Below are 16,268 nucleotides of genomic sequence, written 5' to 3' on the forward strand. Positions count from 1 at the left end.
CCTGTGGTGGGCGGCTCGCTGTGCCGCGCGTGGCCGCCGCGCAGGCGGCGATTCCGGTCTCCCATCGTACGACGGGCCCGGAAATCCGGGCCCGTCGCGATGTGCAGCTGGTGCAGTCTTAGAACTTGAAGTGCAGGGTGGCCATGTAGCGGCGGCCACTCTTGTACTTGCCAGCCAGGTGTTCCTTGTCGCCCAGGTACTGGAAGTAGGTCTCGTCCAGCAGGTTCTGCGCGTCCACCGTCAGCGACCAGTTGTCGTTGAAGGTGTAGCCGAAGCTGGCACCCAGTTCCGCGTAGTCGTCCACGCTGGACGGGGCGGCACCGGCCACGTAACCACCGGCCAGGTAGCTGTCACGCCAGTTGTAGGTCAGGCGCGCATTGATCGGGCCCTTCTCGTAGTACGGGCTGAAGGCAATGGCATTGCGCGACTGGTAGGGCAGCGGATCGCCGGTGTTGTTCTCACCATTGGCGTAGGTGTAGTTGGCGGTCAGGCCGAAGCCGCTTTCGCCGAAGGGCTGCTGGAAGCTGATGTTGAAGCCCTTGACGTGGCCGCTGCCGGCGTTGCGCGGGCGCTGGATGCTGTAGTCGCAGTAGCCGTCGGCGGTGCAGCCGTTGGTGCCGACGAGGTTCGCCCAGGTGGCCGGCGAGGTATCGCGGATCGAGTTGTACTGGCGCTCGATCGTGGCCGAGGTATCGATGTAGTTGTCGATCTTCTTGTAGAACACCGACCAGGCCACCACCGCCTGCGGCGCGTAGTAGTACTCGGCCGAAGCGTTGAAGTTCCACGACTCATACGGCGACAGATCGGCGTTGCCGCCCGAACCGGTCAGGGTGGTGTCGTTGAGGAAGGTGTTGTTGACCATCTGGTTGTACGGCGCCCAGGCGATCACCTTGGCCGCGGCGAAGCGGAACACCCAGTCGTTGTCAGTGTCCCAGGCCACGTTCAACGACGGCAGCACGAAGTCTTCCTTCTTCGTGCGGGTCTGCCACTTGCTGTCCAGGTCGGTCAGGGTGGGCGTGCCGCCGTAGACGAAGCCGCTGCCTTCGGTCTTGGAATCGACGTAGCGCACGCCCAGGTTGCCGCGCAGCGGGCCGTTGGAGAAGTTCAGCTGTGCGTAGGCCGCGTTGTTGGTCTGGGTCAGCGCCCAGCTGTTGTTGAGGTAGCTGGCCGGATCGGGGTTGCTGTAGTCGATCGGGCTGTTGCGCACCCAGTTCAGCACGTTGTTGCGGCCGGCCTGCACGTGGTGGCCCTGGTCGTTGGTGAAGCCCTGGATGTCGGTCAGGCCGATGGTGCCCACGTCGGCCAGCGTGCCCGGGGTGACGCCGCCGTACACGTTGAGGGTGAAGGCCTCATCGTGCTTGCCGTGGCGCACGCCGAACTGCAGCTGGTTGAAGATGCTGTCGAACTGGACGTTGAAGTCGAGCTGGGCGTAGGTGTCCTTGCTCTCGGTGGAGAACACGCCGTTGTTGCCGAACCAGCCACCGGCCGAGCCCCAGTTGGCCGGGTCGCGGGCGCCTGCCGGGTCATCGAAGGTGATGCCCTTGTCCATGTTCCAGCTGTAGCCGCCGTTGTAGAACGGCTCGATGAAGTACTGGGCCAGGTTCTTGTTGTCGGACTTGCTCTGGCCGGCCTGGCCGGTCACGCCCCAGCTTTCGCCCTTCCAGGCGCCGCGCAGGTCCACGCCCTTGGTGACCACTTCGGACAGGCGCACGTTGTTGTCATAGATCAGCGTGCCGCTGTTGGCGATGGCGCTGGGGTTGGAGTGGCCGCTGGTGGCCACGCCATTGCGCACGTCGCCGAGCTGGTTGACGGCGTTGACGGTGCCCGGGTTCCAGGTCAGGAAGGAATAGAGCGACTGGTTGTAGTTGTCGAACTTTTCCTTGATGTACATGCCGCTCAGGTTGAACTCGAGCTCGTCGGTCGGCTTGAACTGCAGGTTGACCACGGCGCTGTCACGCTTGCGTTCCTGCTGGAACCAGGCGGCGTTGAACGAGTTCGGCACGTCCACGTCGGCGGCCACGCCGGTGGCGTTGGGGAAGGTGCTGGCCTTGGTGTAGCCGAACACTTCCTTGCCCTGGCGGTCGACGGCTTCTTCGTAATGCTGGGCCGACACGGCCACGCCGAAGGTCTCGTCGTTGTTCTTCCAGCTGTACAGCACGGCAGCGTTCGGCTTGCCTTCGCTGGCCTGCTGGCTGTAGCTGTAGCCCACCGAGGCGGCCACTTCGTTCTGCTTCAGGTCCAGCGGCTGGCGGGTGTGCATCAGCACGGTGCCGCCGAGGCTGCCTTCGGTCAGTCGCGCTTCGGACGACTTGATGATCTCGGCGCGGCCCAGGATCTGCGGGGCCAGCAGCGTGTAGTCGAAGCCGCGGTTGGGCTGCTCGCCATACAGCCAGATGGCCTGGGCCACCGGGTGGTTGTCGAGGAAGGACAGGTTGAGGCTGGGGTCGGTGCCGTCGATGCTGACGCGCTCGCCCTGGCCGAAGCGGCGGTCCAGGGTGACGCCCGGGATCTGCGACAGCGCTTCAGCAACGTTGGTGCTGGGGAACTTGCCGATGTCCTCGGCGGTGATCGCTTCGGACACACCGACGTTGTTGCGCTTGGTGTCCAGCGACTTTTCCAGGCTGGCGCGGATGCCCACCACCTGCACGGTGTCCAGGTCCTGCGGGGTGGCCTGCTGGGCGTGCGCCGAGAAGGCGAGGCAGCCGACGATGGCTGCCGAAAGCAGAGTCTTGCGGGTGTTCATGATGTCTCTCCTCATCACTGATGTGCGTTGTCGGCGGCGAACGAATGGCAGGTCATGCCTGGCGCCAGCAGGGGCTGCCGGGCGCGATGGTGCGATTCCAGTGCGTCGTGCGTACTGCGGTGCTGCGTACTGCTTGCTGCGTACTGCGGTTCAGGCGTTGGCGTGGAGCAGGAACCAGCTGGCGGCGCCGATGACGCCCAGCTGCCCGTGCTCGACCACCTTCACCGGGATGCGTGCCAGCGCTTCGCCCATCGGCCCCTTCTGCAGGTAGCGTTCGACGAAGGTGCTGGCATGCAGGTATTCGCGGATCTGCGGCAGGATGCCGCCGGCCAGGTAGACACCGCCCTGTGCGCCATAGAACAGCGCCATGTCACCGATGGTGCTGCCGAGCAGGCCGCAGAACACATCCAGCGCCTGGCGCGCCAGGGCATCGGTGCCGGCCATCGCTGCGGCGGTCACCGCATCCGGGCTGGCCAGTACCGGTGCCTGCCCCTGCAGCGCGCAGATGGCGCGGTACAGGTTCATCAGGCCGGGGCCGGACAGCGCGTGTTCGATCGACACGTGCGCGCGATCGCGCTGCATGTGGCGGACGATCGCCATTTCCAGTTCGGTACTGGCCGCCAGCGTCGGCTGGCCGGCTTCGGTGGGCAGGACCACCGGGCCGTTCGGGGTGGGGATCCACAGTGCCGCGCCCAGGCCGGTGCCGGGGCCGACCACCAGGGTCGGGCCGCGCGGTGCGGTCTCGGGGCCGCACAGGTGCAGCACGCCGCTGGCATCCACCTGCGCCGCGGCATAGGCCACCGCTTCGAAGTCGTTGACGATGTGCACGTGCTGCAGCCCGACGTCCGCTTCCACCTGGCGGGCCGACAGCGGCCACGGCAGGTTGGCGGTGATCACCGTGCCGTCCTCGCGGGCGAAGCCGGCGGTGGCTACCACGCACTGGCTGGGCCGCGCGCTGTCACCGAGGAAGTCGGTGAGGATCGCGCTGAGGCCGGCGTAGTCGGCGTTGCGGTACTTGCGGTATTCCAGCAGCTGCACCGGATGTGCCTCGTCGCCGCTGGCCTGGGCCCGGGCCACGCGCACATGGGTGCCACCGACGTCGGCGGCCAGGAACGAGGGCGCGACTCGGGACAGGACATGGGCCGGGGCGGGGTGGCTGGCGGTCACGCGGGCTCCTGCTGCAGGTGAGGGCCGGACCCACGAAAGGCCCGGCGATTGGGCGGAGTCTGTAACTGCGCTGACAACGATGTCAACGAGTTCGTGACACTTTCGTTGCTGCGCCGCAACGAATGAGAGACACGGTAAACGTTTACATGGTCTTGACCTGGCGTTAACCCGAAAGCCGTTGCGCCATGGGCCTCTAGGGCCAGAGCGCATTCAGCGCGGATCGCGGGTGTTGCCTTGCGCAGTGCAGCACGGCCGCATCGGGCCCGTGCAATCAAGTTGACAAACCGCTGTGGTCCATCGAAAGAATGTGACAACGTTGTTCCCAGCCACTCTCCGACACCGCGTTCTGCGGTGGTCGCCGCAGGAGCCCACCCGATGTCCGCCGTCACTGCTGCAAGCGCGCGCCCGAACGTTGCCGCCTCCATCGCCATCGTCGGCGTGCTGTTCTTCCTGATCGGCTTCTTCACCTGGCTCAACGGCCCGTTGATCACCTTCGTCAAGCTGGCCTTCGAGCTCAGCGAAGTCGGTGCCTTCCTGGTGCTGATGGTGTTCTACCTGTCCTACTTCTTCCTGGCCCTGCCGTCGTCGTGGATCCTGCGCCGCACCGGCATGAAGAAGGGGCTCAGCCTGAGCCTGCTGGTGATGGCCGGCGGCGCGGCACTGTTCGGTGAATTCGCCACGCAGCGCTGGTACCCGGGCGCACTCGGTGGCCTGTTCGTGATCGGCAGCGGCCTGGCCCTGCTGCAGACCGCGATCAATCCCTACATCTCCATCCTCGGCCCGATCGAAACGGCCGCGCGCCGCATCGCGCTGATGGGCATCTGCAACAAGATCGCCGGCATGCTGGCACCGGTGCTGATCGGCACGCTGGTGCTGCATGGCATCGGCGATCTGTCGGCCACCGTCGCCACTGCCGACGAGGCCACCAAGGCGCAGCTGCTCAACGAATTCGCCGCCAAGATCCACGCGCCCTACCTGGCCATGGCCGGTGTGCTGGTGGTGCTGGCAGTGGCGGTGCTGTTCTCGCCGCTGCCGGAAATCAAGCCGTCCGAAGCCAATGCCACGCCGAAGGCCGCGGGCGCTGCCGAACGCCGCAGCATCTTCCAGTTCCCGCACCTGTGGCTGGGCGTGCTGTGCCTGTTCGTCTACGTCGGCGTGGAAGTGATGGCCGGCGATGCCATCGGTACCTATGGCCACGGCTTCAACCTGCCGCTGGACCAGACCAAGATGTTCACCTCGCTGACCCTGTTCGCCATGCTCATCGGCTACGTGGTCGGCCTGCTGCTGATTCCGAAAGTGGTGTCGCAGTCGCGCTACCTGACCCTTTCGGCGGTGCTGGGCGTGCTGTTCTGCCTGGGCGCCTGGGCCACCCACGGCTATGTCTCGGTGGCCTTCGTGGCGCTGCTGGGCTTTGCCAACGCGATGATGTGGCCGGCCATCTTCCCGCTGGCCATCCGCGGCCTGGGTCGCTTCACCGAAACCGGCTCGGCCCTGCTGGTGATGGGCATCGCCGGCGGCGCGATCATTCCGCAGCTGTTCGCGGTGCTCAAGCAGCACATCGATTTCCAGCTGGTGTTCGTCCTGCTGATGGTGCCGTGCTACCTGTACATCCTGTTCTACTCGGTGATCGGCCATCGCGCCGGCCTGCCGCAGGACAAGGTCTGATCGGCGATGATGGACGGCAGCCAACCCCAGGAAAAGCCGATGCGCAGAGCGACCATCAAGGACGTTGCCGAAAAGGCCAAGGTCTCGCTGAAGACGGTGTCGCGGGTCATCAACAACGAACCGTCGGTGATGCAGGCCACCCGTGCGCGGGTGCTGCGGGCCATTGCCGAACTCGACTACGAACCCGATCCGTCGGCGCGCAACCTGCGCAGCGGCACGACGTTCGTGATCGGGCTGGTGTACGACAACCCCAACCCGTACCACATCATCGGCGTGCAGAACGGCGTGCTCGCCGCCTGCCGCGAAACCGGCTTCGGCCTGCAGATCCATCCGTGTGATTCGAGCTCGCCGATGCTGGCCGATGAACTGGCCGACTGGGTGCAGCGTTCGCGCCTGGCCGGGCTGGTGCTGACCGCGCCGATGTCCGAGCGCCGCGACCTGATCCAGACGCTGACCGCGCGCGGCATCAAGCTGGTGCGCATCATCGCCGCCACCGAGGATCCGGCCGATGGCGCCTGCGTGTTCGTCGACGACCGCGAGGCCGCCTACGAAGTCACCGAGCACCTGATCCAGCTCGGCCACCAGCGCATCGGCTTCCTCTGGGGTGGCTCCTCGCACCGGTCTTCGGGTGAACGCTATGCCGGTTACGAAGCCGCGCTGAAGGACTACGGCATGACCGTGGACAAGCACCTGGTGGTGCAGGGCGACTACACCTTCGACGATGGCTTCCGGGGCGCGCGCCGCCTGCTGGCGCTGCGCGAACCGCCCACCGCCATCTTCGGGTCCAACGATGAAATCGCTGCCGGCGTGCTGGCGGCGGCCAAGTCGGCCGGCATGAACGTGCCCTACGACCTGTCCATCGCCGGCTTCGAGGACAGCCCGTTCTCGCGCCAGTCGTGGCCGCCGCTGACCACCGCCAAGCAGGCCACCGAGGACATCGCCCGCCACGCCGCGCGCCTGCTGATCGCGCAGCTGCGCAGCGATGCCTACGACGATGCCCCCGCCGCCCTGCAGAACCAGGGCTTCGTGCCGCAGCTGGTGGTGCGCGGTTCCACCGCACCGATGCGCCCGGCCGGCGTGCGCCCCCTTCCTTCCGATCCCGCCTGAGTCCGCCATGTCGCTGTCCGACCCCACCGCCACCCTGATGTTCGCCGAGGCTGCTGAAGCGGCCGACGTGGTTGCCCGCCAGTTCGCCCGCAACCACGCCACCCTGGAAACGCTGGCCGCCAGCCTGCGCGCGGCACCGCCGCCGTTCGTGGTGACCTGCGCGCGCGGCAGCTCCGACCATGCCGCCACCTATGGCAAGTACCTGCTGGAAACCCAGCTGGGCCTGGTGGTTGCCTCGGCATCGCCGTCGGTGGGTTCGGTCTACGCCGCACCGCTGCAGCTGCGCGGTGCGTTGTTCATCGTCATCTCGCAGTCGGGCAAGAGCCCGGACCTGCTGCGCAATGCCGAGGCCGCCAAGGCCGCCGGCGCGCGCGTGGTTGCCCTGGTCAACGTCGAGGATTCGCCGCTGGCGCAGCTGGCCGACACGGTCATCCCGCTGCATGCCGGTGCTGAGAAGAGCGTGGCGGCGACCAAGAGCTACCTGGCCTCGCTGGCCGCGCTGCTGCAGCTGGCCGCCTACTGGAAGCAGGACAGCAGCCTGCGCGCCGCGCTGGACCTGCTGCCCGATGCGCTGCGCGCCGCGTGGCAGTGCGACTGGAGCGCGGTCTCCGATGGCCTGGTCGATGCCACCAACCTGTTCGTGCTCGGCCGTGGCCTCGGCCTCGGTGCGGCGCAGGAAGCGGCGCTGAAGTTCAAGGAAACCTGCAGCCTGCATGCAGAGGCCTACAGCTCGGCCGAGGTCAAGCACGGCCCGATGGCGCTGGTCGGCCGCGGCTTCCCGGTGCTGGCCTTCGCCCAGCCTGATGAAACCGGTGCCGGTACGCGCGCGGTGGTCGAGGAATTCAGTGCGCGCGGTGCCCAGGTGTGGCTGGCCGGCGCCGGTGGCGACCTGCCGGTGGCCGTGGCGCCGCACCCGCTGTGCGCACCGCTGCTGACCGTGCAGAGCTTCTACCGCGCCATCAATGCACTGGCGATCCGCCGTGGCTTCAATCCCGACCTGCCGCCGCACCTGAACAAGGTCACGGAGACGGTCTGATGGCCACGGTCCTGCGCAACGCCCGCATCCTCACCGGCGATGATTTCCGCGACGACCTGGCGGTGGTGATCGAAGACGGCCGCATCATCGCGCTGCTGCCCGATGCCGCCCCGCAGCTGGGCCAGGCCGACGAGCAGGTGGACCTCGGCGGCGGCTGGCTGCTGCCGGGCTTCATCGACGTGCAGGTCAACGGCGGTGGCGGTGCGCTGTTCAACAACACCCCGGATGTCGCCTCGCTGCGCACCATCGCGCAGGCCCACCGGCGCTTCGGCACCACGGCGCTGCTGCCGACGCTGATCAGCGACGACGTGGCGGTGATGCGCGAAGCGATCGCGGCGATGCGCGAGGCGATCGAACGCAAGGTGCCGGGCGTGATCGGCATCCATCTGGAAGGCCCGTACATCGCCCCGGCGCGCAAGGGCACCCATGACGCCAGCAAGTTCCGCGTGCCCGATGCCGAGGAAATCGCCCTGGCCGCCTCGCTGGACAACGGCGTGACCCTGCTGACCCTGGCGCCGGAACGCGTGCCGCTTGAGACCATCCGCGCGCTGGTCGAGCGCGGGGTGATCGTCGCGGCCGGGCATACCGCAGGCACGTACGAAGAAATCCGCGATGGCCTGGATGCTGGCGTGCGCGGCTTCACCCATCTGTACAACGCGATGTCGCCGCTGCAGGGGCGCGAGCCCGGTGCCGTCGGTGCAGCGCTGGAAGACCGCGACAGCTGGATCGGCATCATCGTCGATGGCGTGCACGTGCACCCGGCCAGCCTGCGCGTGGCGCTGGCCGCCAAGCCGCGCGGCCGCCTGCTGCTGGTGACCGACGCGATGCCGCCGGTCGGTGCCGATGACCCCAGCTACGTGCTGTACGGCGAAACCATCACCGCCGTCGACGGCGTGGTGCGCAATGCCGCCGGCGCACTGGCGGGCTCGGCGCTGGACATGGCCACCGCGGTGCGCAACACCGTGCAGCTGCTGGGCCAGCCGCTGGCCGAGGCCGCGCGCATGGCATCGACCTACCCGGCGCAGTTCCTCAACGTGGATGACCGCCTGGGCCATATTGCCGAAGGCTACCAGGCCGACCTGGTGCTGCTGGACGATGCCCTGCAGGTGCGTGGGACCTGGATCGCCGGGCAGTACGAGGCGGCATGATGAACGCTGCGCTGCCACGCCGGCTGGGCTCGATCGACGCCCTGCGCGGGCTCACCGTGGCGGCGATGCTGCTGGTCAACAATCCCGGTGACTGGAGTGCGGTGTTCGCGCCGCTGCGCCACGCGGAATGGCATGGCTGCACGCCCACCGACCTGGTGTTCCCGTTCTTCCTGTTCCTGGTGGGCGTGTCGATGGCCTTCAGCGTGGCACCGCGTGCACAGGATCCCCTGGCACGCCCGGCGCTGGCCAAGGGCGTGCTCGAACGCGCGCTGCGCATCGCCATCGCCGGCGTGCTGCTGCACCTGCTGGTGTGGTGGGCGCTGGACACGCATCACTTCCGCATCTGGGGCGTCCTGCAGCGCATTGCGCTGTGTGCGGCGGTGGTCGGCGTGGTGGCGGTGTATGCGCGGCCACGCGTGCAGGCCGCGCTGCTGGTGGCGCTGCTGGTGGGCTATACGGTGCTGCTGCTGGGTACCGGCGATCTGGCACCGTGGACCAACCCGGCCAGCCGCCTGGACACCACGCTGTTCGCGCCCTTCATCTACCAGTGGCACGCCGATACCGGCCTCGGCCATGACCCGGAGGGCCTGCTGAGCAGCCTCGGCGCGCTGGCCAGCACCGTGCTGGGCCTGCTGGCCGGGGCGCTGCTGCGCCATGGGCGTGCGGGCGCACTGGCCGGCCTGGGCGTGGCGACGGCCGTGCTGGGCCTGCTGCTGGCCAGCGTACTGCCGCTCAACAAGCAGCTGTGGACGCCGAGCTATGTGCTCTGGACCGGCGGCCTGGCCGCGCTGGCGCTGTGGCTGGCGCACCTGCTGATCGACCGCCGCGGCTGGCCCGCGCTGGGCCGCCGCTTCGGCGTGAATGCTATCACGGCCTACCTTGGCGCCTCGGTGATGTCGGTGCTGCTGTTGGCGACCGGCGCCTGGGGCTGGGTGTGGCAGCAGCTGGCCACCGCGCTGCCCGAGGCACTGGCGCTGGCGTCGATGCTGCAGGCGCTGGCGTTCGTCACCCTGTGGTGGGGCGTGGCGTGGTGGCTGGACCGGCGTCGCATCTACCTGAAGATCTGAGGGCACCTGTCCTTGGATTGGCCTGAACGCCTTCATGCACATGCACGCCACGTGATGCCCGCGCGATTTCACACTCGCACTGTGATGCTTCCGGCATAACGTCACACCTGAACCCTTCATGGCGCCCCAGCGGCGCCCGCAGTATCCATATCCGCAATTCCTGACTTCCCGATCCAGGAGTGCCGTATGTCCGTTGCCGCACCGCGTCCGCGCCGCTTGACCCGCTGCCTGCTGCAGGCCCTGGCCGTTCCCGCCGCACTGGCCGCCACCGTGCCCATCGCCTGGGCAGGTTGCGACAGCGTCGCTCCGCTCACCGGGCAGACCGTCACCTGCAGTGCCGCCGCACCCAACCCGCAGACCGTGCCGGTCAGCGCCAGCGGCGAATCCGGTATCACCGTCACCGTCGCCAGTGGCGCTCAGCTGCAGCAGAGCGGCGGCGGCAGTGCCATCACCCTGGTCGGTGCCGGTGGCCACCAGCTCGGCAACCAGGGGGCGATCAGTTCGGCTGGCGGCGTTGCCGTTCAACTGGGTGGCGGCAGCCGCGTCGACAACCTCGGCAGCATCAGCGCCGGCAACAACACCGCGCTGCAGTTCGTCGGCGCCGGTGACAGCGTGCTGGTCAACCGCGGCACCCTCACCGGCCTTACCGGTGTGCAGTTCGGTGCCGGCAACGATCGCCTGGAGATGCTCGATGGCAGCATCAGCGGCGGCGTGCTGCAAGGTGATGGCAACGACGTGCTGCTGCTCAGCGGCGGCACCGTCGACCGCGTTGACCAGGGCAGCGGCGATGACCAGATGACCGTCAGTGGCGGCACGGTCACCGGGCTGGTGACGCAGGGCAGTGGCCGCGATGATTTCGTCATGACCGGCGGCACGCTGGGCGCCCTGCAGCAGGGCGACAACATCGATACCTTCCGCATGAGTGGCGGCCGCATCATCGGCGCCTTCGAGGATGGCGACCAGGCCTGGATGACCGGTGGCCGCATCGGCCGGGTCAACATGAAGCTGGACAAGAACCTGTGGGACCAGTCCGGTGGCACCGTCGACGGCAACGTCGTCACCGGCTTCGACACCGACACCATCATCATTTCCGGCACCGCCTACATCGGCGGCAACATCAGCGTCAGTGGTGGCAACGACAGCGTGACCATCACCGACGGCACCGTGCGCGGCCAGGTACTGCTCAGCACCGGCAACGACACCTTCAACTGGAATGGCGGCGGCATCGTCTACGGCGCCATCGATGGCGGGCCCGACGACGACGTGGCCACGCTCAGCAACCTCAACCAGGCCAACCTGGGCGCAGTGCCGCTGTTCGATGGCGGCAGCGGCACTGACCGGCTCAGTTTCAACAACGTCAAGACCACCGGCGTGGCCCGCTTCCAGAACTGGGAGGCGATCAGCCTGGCCAGCAGCACCGAGCTGACCTTCGATGGTGACCTGGTGCTGGGTGACAGCGGCACTGGCACCGGTACGCTTACCCTGGACGACACCAGCACGCTCTACGCAGGCAATGGCGCGCATGCACTGCGGCCGTTCGCAGCCGGCGCGCTGGTGGATGTGGTCAACGCCGGCCGCATCGACCTGACCGGCAGCGGTGCCGGTGATATCTTCAGCATCCGCGGCAACTACCGCGGCGAGGGCGGCGGCCTGTACCTGCGCACGGTGCTGGCGGGCGATGGATCGACCAGCGACCGCCTGGTGATCGACGGCGGCAGTGCCAGCGGCACCACCGGCATCGGCATCCTCAACGCCGGCGGGGGCGGCGCAGCCACGCTGGCCGACGGCATCCTGGTAGTGCAGGCGCTCAATGGGGGGACCACTGCGGCCAATGCGTTCTCGCTGTTCGCGCCGGTCGCGGCGGGCGCCTATGAGTATTTCCTGTTCAAGGGTGGTGTCAGCGCGGGTACCGGCGAGAACTGGTACCTGCGTTCAACCCTGGTGGCGGGCCCGACCCCGGCCCCGAACGGCAGCGGCACCGCCACGCCGCCACCGCCCACGCCCGATGTCGCCCCGCCGCCGCCGATCACGCCCGCACCTCCGCCGCCGCCAGAGGGCGCGGTTGATCCGGACCTGACTGCGGGCGAAGCCGCACCGCCGCCACCGCCGCCCGAGCCCGCGCCTGTAGCGCCGCCCAGCGACCCGGCCGTGCCCGACGTACCGGTGGCCGGCAGCAGTCTGCCGGGCGCCGGCGCCATCCCGCCCAGCCCCGGTGCGCGCCCGGCACAGGGCGACGTGGTACCGCTGTACCGGCTGGAAACCGCCGCCTACGCGGTCGTGCCCCCGCTGCTGCGGGAGACCTCGCTGGCCAGCCTCGGTACCTTCCACGAGCGCCAGGGCGAACAGCGCCTGCTTTACAGCAATGGCGCCTTCCGCACCGCGTGGGGGCGGCTGGTGGGGCAGAGCAGCGACATCCAGTGGAAGGGCGACGCCCAGCCGGGCTTCGATGGCGATGTGATGGGCGTGCAGGCCGGCCTGGACCTGTGGGCGGGCGCGGGCGACCACCATCGCAACCAGATCGGCGTGTTCGTCGGCCGCACGCGCGCGCAGGGCAAGACCCTCGGCACGGCGCTGGGCTGGGAAAACGTGGAGGTCGGGCAGAGCCGGTTGGATGACAAGCACGTGGGTGTGTACTGGACCCTGACGGGCAGCGAGGGCGGCTACCTCGACGCCGTGGCCATGCAGAGCCGCTACGACGGCCGCACGCGGTCCTCGCGCGGGCTCGGCATCGACGTCAAGGGCGACGGCACCACGCTGTCGCTGGAAGCGGGCAAGCCCCTGCTGCAGTTCGGGCAGTCGTCCTGGTGGCTGGAGCCGCAGGTACAGGTGATCTGGCAGCGCAGTTCGCTGGATGACCAGCGCGACCTGGTGTCGGCCGTGCGCTTCGACAATGACAACGCCTGGACCGGCCGCATCGGCCTGCGCCTGGCCGGCGATTACCAGCTGGCCGACAACGGCTGGCAGCCGTACTTCAAGGTGAACTACTGGCACGGCCGCGCGGGCGAGGATCGCATCCAGTTTGACAGCGACACGATCATCAATTCGCAGCGCTCACGCGCGCTGGAAGCCGGCGCCGGTGTGGTCGCGCGCTTCAACCGCACGATCAGCGCCTACGCCGTGGCCGACTACACGCGCGAACTGGGCGGCGACAGGAACGAGAAGCGCCGCATCATCGAAGGCAACATCGGCCTGCGCGCGGACTGGTAGCGCCGGGCCTTGCCCGGCGGTGGTGGTTTGCACGCAACGCCCGCCGCAGGCGCGTATGCTGTTTCGGTAACCCACGACGAAGGAACGTCGAATGCACGTCGATCTGCGCGTCATGGCTGTGGCACTGTTCTGCGCCATGGCCTTGGCCGCCCCCGCAGCAGCCATCGAACTGCCCACCGCACAGGCGCGCATCGAACTGCTGGACATGCTGGAACGCGAGGCGCTGTACCGCGACCGCGTGGACTGGCCAGAGATGCGAGCGCGCTTGAGTGCCGCACAGGGCAACCCGGAAAAGATCCGTGACGTGCTCAAGGAAGCCGTCGGCCGCAGCACGGGCGGGCATGGCGCCTGGATCAGCGCGGAGCGGATGCGGGCGGAAGGGAAGCGCCTTGGTCGCATCAACGCCGCCCGCACTGCCGCGCCTGGCGCAGTGGGCGCCCCTGTCCCTGCACCGCGCCTGGATCCGCGCATTGGCTGGGTGGACGTCGGCGGATTCTCCGTTGTTCCTGGCCCGGCCGCGCAGCAGCAGATGCAGGACCGCGCAGCGCGCTGGCAGGCGACCATCCGTGAGCAGGACAACGGCAGCCGCTGCGGGTGGATCGTGGATCTGCGTGGAAACACCGGTGGCAGCATGTGGCCCATGTTGCTGGGCGTCGCGCCGCTGCTGAGGAGCACCGCCGTCGCCGACGAGATCGTGGGCGCGTTCGCTGAAGCAGATGGGCCGATGCTCTGGCATTCCACGCCTTCAGATGTACGTCTTGGTGCGGATGTGATCGTTGACCTCGGCCAGTCTGCTTATCAAGCGAAGCAGCTGGGTGCGCCCGTGGCTGTCCTTGTCGGGCCGCTCACAGCCAGTGCCGGCGAAGCGACGGTGCTGGCCTTCCGCGGCCGGCCGCAGACACGCAGTTTCGGCGAGCCGACCGCAGGCGTGTCCACCGCCAACGTGGTGCGTCCTCTGGTCGACGGCAGTTCGCTGGTGCTGACCACCAGCGTGATGCAGGACCGCAACGGCCGCGGCGACGGACTGAAGATCACGCCGGACCAGCGCACCCGCAGCGACACCGCCACCATTTCCGCTGCACAGGCCTGGCTGCTGGCACAGCCGGCATGCGCCATACGCTGACAAGGATTCAACAATGAACTCACGTTTCCCCGCGCGCGCCGTCGTCGGCGCCACCCTCCTGATCGCCTGCATGGGCCCGGCCTTCGCGGGTCCGGCTGACAGCGTGGAATTGCCTTCCGCCGAAGCGCGGAAACAGATGCTGCACCTGCTGGAAACACAGGCCCTGTATCGCGATCGCGTGGACTGGAACGATGTGCGCGCGCGACTGGCCGCCGCAGGCGATGACCGTGTACAGCAGCGCCGCGTGCTGGATGAGGCGGCCACGCGCAGCAGCCGTGGACATGGCCGATGGATTTCACCCAGCCAGCAGCGCGAACGCTCCGGCCGCGCCCGGCGCATGAATGCCGGGCAGGGCGCTGCGTTGGCAGAATCCCCGGCCGTCGATGCCCGCATTGGCGTGCTGAAGGTCGGCCCGTTCGTGGAGGATCTGCAGCGCAGCGAGCAGGAGCGTCATGACGCGCGCAAGGCCTACGCGCTGGCGCTGCAGCAGCGCATCGTCGATCTGGATGACGGCACGCGCTGCGCCTGGGTGGTGGATGCAGGCAGCAACGGTGGCGGCAACATGTGGCCCATGCTGCTGGGGTTGTTGCCGTTGCTGCAGGGAACACCGGATGCCCAGGGGGCATTGATCGGCGCTTTCCGCAGTGCCGATGGCCTGCAGTGGTGGCGGCAAGGGGAAGGTGAAGTCCGGCAGGACGGCACGCAGGGGCTGCGCTCGCGGCAGGCCGCTTATCGCCTGCGCGCAGGTAGCGCTCCGGTCGCAGTGCTGATCGGTGCACGCACCGCGAGTTCAGGTGAAGCCGTCGCGTTGGCATTCCGCGGGCAGGCGGGCAGCCGCAGTTTCGGCCAACCCAGCGCAGGCTTCTCCACCGGCAATCGGCCCGTGGCACTGGTGGATGGCACCACGTTGCTGTTGACCCACAATGTGATGGCTGATCGCAACGGACAGGGTGACGGTGCCAAGCTGCAGCCCGACGAGACCACGGCCACCGGACCGGCAACCCTGGCTGCCGCCCAGGCCTGGCTGCTGGCCCAGCCCGCCTGCAAGGACGGCTGACCGATGATGATGATCGGCCAGCAGGAACGGGTGGTGGTGGTCGGCCCGACCGAGGCCCATCACTGCCTGCGCTGCCAGACCGAAACCGGCTTCACCCCGCGGCTGCGCTACCGCATGGCGCGCATCGATCTGCTGTTCGGCTTCGTCTACCAGCGCCGCTACGAACTGGCCTGCACTGGCTGCGGGCATGGCTGGCTGCTGGATACCGACACCATGGACCAGCAGCTGGGCGGGGTGCCGATCCCGTTCCGCCACCGCTTCGGCCTGCCGGTGATGCTGGTGGTGGTGGCTGGCCTGGCGGTGGCCGGGTGGATGTGGCGGCAGGGCTATCTGGCCTGAGGCCCCGTCCTGCTAAAGTGACAGCCTGCAATCACGTACCGGAAGCGACCATGGACCACGACACGCCGTTCGAACCCCTCAACGACCTGGAGGTCCGCCTGCTGCAGGCACAGGACGGTACGCTGACCGCGTCGCAGTTCCTCGATGGCCTGCTGACCGCGCCGGTGTTCGTGCTGCTGGACAAGGCCATCGGTGAGGATGGCGCCTGGGACGAGACCATTTCGCCGCTGGTGCTGACCAGCGAGGGTGGCGAGCCGATGTTCGCGGTATTCACCGCGCCCGAGCGCGCCGGGCTCTGGCACGAGCAGCTGCCGCAGTTCGCCCATGCGATGCCGATTGCCGTGCACGCGCTGCTGGCCGGTATCGGCGAGGGCGTCGGCCTGGTGCTGAACCCGGGCCTGGATGTGGGCATGGAGATGATTCCCGATGCGGTTGCCCAGCTGAAGGATCGCGCTGCGGCGATTACCCGCGGGATGGCGCACTGACCGAGGGCCCGATCCGCCCGCTGTCGTTTTCAGACCGGCGTGGGCGATTGCGCGCCGGTTGCTGGGCCCGCCATGGGTGTTTCGTACTTTTTGTAAAGCGCTCAAAGGCCTGATGGTGTCAGCG

General features: G+C 68.2%; 12 protein-coding genes. 10 read left to right on the top strand and 2 right to left on the bottom strand.

Annotated features, from left to right (window positions below; translation table 11 throughout):
* Positions 1 to 118: 118 nt before the first annotated feature.
* The gene (locus AC3WL7_RS14430; RefSeq protein WP_079223357.1) at positions 119 to 2,743 is read right to left on the bottom strand and encodes a TonB-dependent receptor; all 2,625 of its coding nucleotides are present in this window, start codon (positions 2,741 to 2,743) and stop codon (positions 119 to 121) included.
* A gap of 150 nt (positions 2,744 to 2,893) precedes the next feature.
* Positions 2,894 to 3,910, bottom strand: coding sequence for a glucokinase family protein (locus AC3WL7_RS14435; RefSeq protein WP_079223355.1), 1,017 nt, complete (start codon positions 3,908 to 3,910; stop codon positions 2,894 to 2,896).
* A gap of 375 nt (positions 3,911 to 4,285) precedes the next feature.
* On the opposite strand from AC3WL7_RS14435, the gene AC3WL7_RS14440 reads away from it, so the two are divergent.
* From AC3WL7_RS14440 to AC3WL7_RS14485, 10 genes are all read left to right on the top strand, one after another.
* Positions 4,286 to 5,575: a sugar MFS transporter gene (locus tag AC3WL7_RS14440; RefSeq protein ID WP_492751066.1), complete on the top strand. Its 1,290-nt coding sequence runs from the start codon at positions 4,286 to 4,288 to the stop codon at positions 5,573 to 5,575.
* Between the two features lie 39 nt (positions 5,576 to 5,614).
* Positions 5,615 to 6,682 (top strand): LacI family DNA-binding transcriptional regulator, encoded by a 1,068-nt coding sequence (locus AC3WL7_RS14445; RefSeq protein WP_108760312.1) that lies wholly within the window; start codon positions 5,615 to 5,617, stop codon positions 6,680 to 6,682.
* Positions 6,683 to 6,689: 7 nt separating this feature from the next.
* Positions 6,690 to 7,718, top strand: coding sequence for an SIS domain-containing protein (locus AC3WL7_RS14450; protein WP_108747373.1), 1,029 nt, complete (start codon positions 6,690 to 6,692; stop codon positions 7,716 to 7,718).
* A complete protein-coding gene (nagA, locus tag AC3WL7_RS14455) occupies positions 7,718 to 8,866 on the top strand; it encodes an N-acetylglucosamine-6-phosphate deacetylase (protein ID WP_492751070.1) in 1,149 nt (382 codons plus the stop codon). Before AC3WL7_RS14450 ends, nagA begins: the two co-directional genes overlap by 1 nt.
* Positions 8,866 to 9,933, top strand: a complete 1,068-nt coding sequence (locus tag AC3WL7_RS14460; RefSeq protein WP_492751072.1) for an acyltransferase family protein — start codon at positions 8,866 to 8,868, stop codon at positions 9,931 to 9,933. The genes nagA and AC3WL7_RS14460 overlap by 1 nt, the downstream gene beginning before the upstream one ends.
* A gap of 186 nt (positions 9,934 to 10,119) precedes the next feature.
* Positions 10,120 to 13,140 (top strand): autotransporter family protein, encoded by a 3,021-nt coding sequence (locus AC3WL7_RS14465; protein WP_492751074.1) that lies wholly within the window; start codon positions 10,120 to 10,122, stop codon positions 13,138 to 13,140.
* Positions 13,141 to 13,231: 91 nt separating this feature from the next.
* A complete protein-coding gene (locus AC3WL7_RS14470) occupies positions 13,232 to 14,263 on the top strand; it encodes a S41 family peptidase (protein WP_492751076.1) in 1,032 nt (343 codons plus the stop codon).
* A 13-nt stretch (positions 14,264 to 14,276) separates the two neighbouring features.
* Entirely contained in the window at positions 14,277 to 15,320 is a 1,044-nt protein-coding gene (locus AC3WL7_RS14475) for a S41 family peptidase (protein ID WP_492751078.1), read from the top strand.
* Positions 15,321 to 15,323: 3 nt separating this feature from the next.
* Positions 15,324 to 15,659, top strand: a complete 336-nt coding sequence (locus tag AC3WL7_RS14480; RefSeq protein WP_079223344.1) for a hypothetical protein — start codon at positions 15,324 to 15,326, stop codon at positions 15,657 to 15,659.
* Positions 15,660 to 15,709: 50 nt separating this feature from the next.
* The gene (locus tag AC3WL7_RS14485) at positions 15,710 to 16,144 is read left to right on the top strand and encodes an SseB family protein (protein ID WP_079223343.1); all 435 of its coding nucleotides are present in this window, start codon (positions 15,710 to 15,712) and stop codon (positions 16,142 to 16,144) included.
* Positions 16,145 to 16,268: the final 124 nt, after the last annotated feature.

It is taken from the genome of Stenotrophomonas sp. FW305-3-2-15-E-LB1 (assembly GCF_058787375.1).

Excerpts from the sequence above, each read along its gene's own strand:
- AC3WL7_RS14430 (WP_079223357.1), bottom strand. The coding sequence starts at position 2,743 with ATGAACACCCGCAAGACTCTGCTTTCGGCAGCCATCGTCGGCTGCCTC.
- AC3WL7_RS14445 (WP_108760312.1), top strand. The coding sequence starts at position 5,615 with ATGCGCAGAGCGACCATCAAGGACGTTGCCGAAAAGGCCAAGGTCTCG.
- AC3WL7_RS14465 (WP_492751074.1), top strand. The coding sequence starts at position 10,120 with ATGTCCGTTGCCGCACCGCGTCCGCGCCGCTTGACCCGCTGCCTGCTG.
- AC3WL7_RS14450 (WP_108747373.1), top strand. The coding sequence starts at position 6,690 with ATGTCGCTGTCCGACCCCACCGCCACCCTGATGTTCGCCGAGGCTGCT.
- AC3WL7_RS14480 (WP_079223344.1), top strand. The coding sequence starts at position 15,324 with ATGATGATGATCGGCCAGCAGGAACGGGTGGTGGTGGTCGGCCCGACC.
- AC3WL7_RS14460 (WP_492751072.1), top strand. The coding sequence starts at position 8,866 with ATGAACGCTGCGCTGCCACGCCGGCTGGGCTCGATCGACGCCCTGCGC.
- AC3WL7_RS14470 (WP_492751076.1), top strand. The coding sequence starts at position 13,232 with ATGCACGTCGATCTGCGCGTCATGGCTGTGGCACTGTTCTGCGCCATG.
- AC3WL7_RS14485 (WP_079223343.1), top strand. The coding sequence starts at position 15,710 with ATGGACCACGACACGCCGTTCGAACCCCTCAACGACCTGGAGGTCCGC.
- AC3WL7_RS14475 (WP_492751078.1), top strand. The coding sequence starts at position 14,277 with ATGAACTCACGTTTCCCCGCGCGCGCCGTCGTCGGCGCCACCCTCCTG.
- AC3WL7_RS14440 (WP_492751066.1), top strand. The coding sequence starts at position 4,286 with ATGTCCGCCGTCACTGCTGCAAGCGCGCGCCCGAACGTTGCCGCCTCC.
- nagA (WP_492751070.1), top strand. The coding sequence starts at position 7,718 with ATGGCCACGGTCCTGCGCAACGCCCGCATCCTCACCGGCGATGATTTC.